Annotated in this window: 2 protein-coding genes; both read right to left on the bottom strand. The window is 47.1% G+C overall.

Going from position 1 to position 1,193, the window contains the following annotated elements; genetic code table 11:
- Positions 1 to 567: 567 nt before the first annotated feature.
- A complete protein-coding gene (locus AWU74_RS05805) occupies positions 568 to 852 on the bottom strand; it encodes a VOC family protein (protein ID WP_238580193.1) in 285 nt (94 codons plus the stop codon).
- Positions 853 to 959: 107 nt separating this feature from the next.
- Complete coding sequence (locus tag AWU74_RS10575; protein WP_306701022.1) at positions 960 to 1,148, bottom strand: tRNA modifying enzyme MnmG family protein; 189 nt, start codon at positions 1,146 to 1,148, stop codon at positions 960 to 962.
- Between the last annotated feature and the right edge of the window lie 45 nt (positions 1,149 to 1,193).

The following is a 1,193-nucleotide window of genomic DNA, read 5'->3' as shown; positions in this document are numbered from 1 at the left end:
TGCGCCGCTCATAAAATCGTACGAGTCACTCGCAAGGTCCTGCGAGCCGGCTCATACAAGCCCGCGAGCCGCTCATAAGATCGTGCGAATGACTCGCAAGATCTTGCGGGCTATTCGCAAGGTCCTGCGAGCGGCTCAAAAACGCCGCCTCGGGTCGCGTCCGGCTTTGCCCGTATGCCGTCACAGGGAAAACGGCAAAACCGTTTTCCCTGTGAGACGAGAAAGAGACAGACTTTGCCCGTTCCCTTTCTCTCCCGCTCGATGCTTGCCTCTACGCCCTTCACCCGTTTTTTCCTATATGCCGCGAGTTTGCAGCGCACAGGCTTTATCCCTATGCCGAGGTTTCTCAAAAACCCGAACCGTGCCTGCGCATTGTATGTGCAGAAACCCTAAAAATACCCACAGCGGTTCTAAGAGGAAGTCCGGCGGCGCTGCCGTACCCCATTATTTTGCTTTATGGTAATAATTTATGCAACAATTCCTATTTGATTGTTTTCCGAATCAAGAACACAGCTCTCATAATAACCGTCTCCGGTTATTCTTGGCATGCTTATTATGTTATACTCGTCATTTTTCAATTTTTTTTGTTAATTCGTCTACATTATTTTTATTCCCAGCAGTAAATCCATTATGCATATACCCGATAGCATCTAATTCCTTTGCTCTATTATTTAAATTTCCTTTTGTCATAATTTCAATACGGCATTCGCCGTCAAATTCTAAAAAATAGGTTTTTAATCCTGTTTTTTGATTATGATACATTCTGTTTGATTTTGCATGAAAGTATTTTTCATAAAATGTCCGTACTTTTTCCAAATCGGTTACATATACTGCAACGTGATTTATTTTCATTTCTCACCTCATTTCAGTAAACTACATAAAACTCGAACGTTCTGCTTCGCCTCTTTTATGCCGAGTTTCTTCAGGGAATTCGGACATTACCCGTGCGAAACGCCTTTTCAGCGCAGATATACCATGAGCAGCATCATGTCCGACGCGCGGATTCCCGAAATGCGGCTCGCCTGTCCCAGCGTGAGCGGGCGGACGGCTTCCAGCTTCTGGCGGGATTCCGCCGAGAGCGCGGGGAGCGCGCCGTAGTCGAAGTCCGGCGGGATTCGGGCGTTTTCCATTCTCCTGAACTTCTCGATTCGCTGGTCCTGGTGTTAGATATAGTGCGCGTACTTCAGGTCGAC

The organism is Treponema endosymbiont of Eucomonympha sp., from assembly GCF_001028545.1.
The sequence above is the reverse complement of the archived record's forward strand: the minus strand, read 5'-3'. Positions and strand labels throughout refer to the sequence as shown.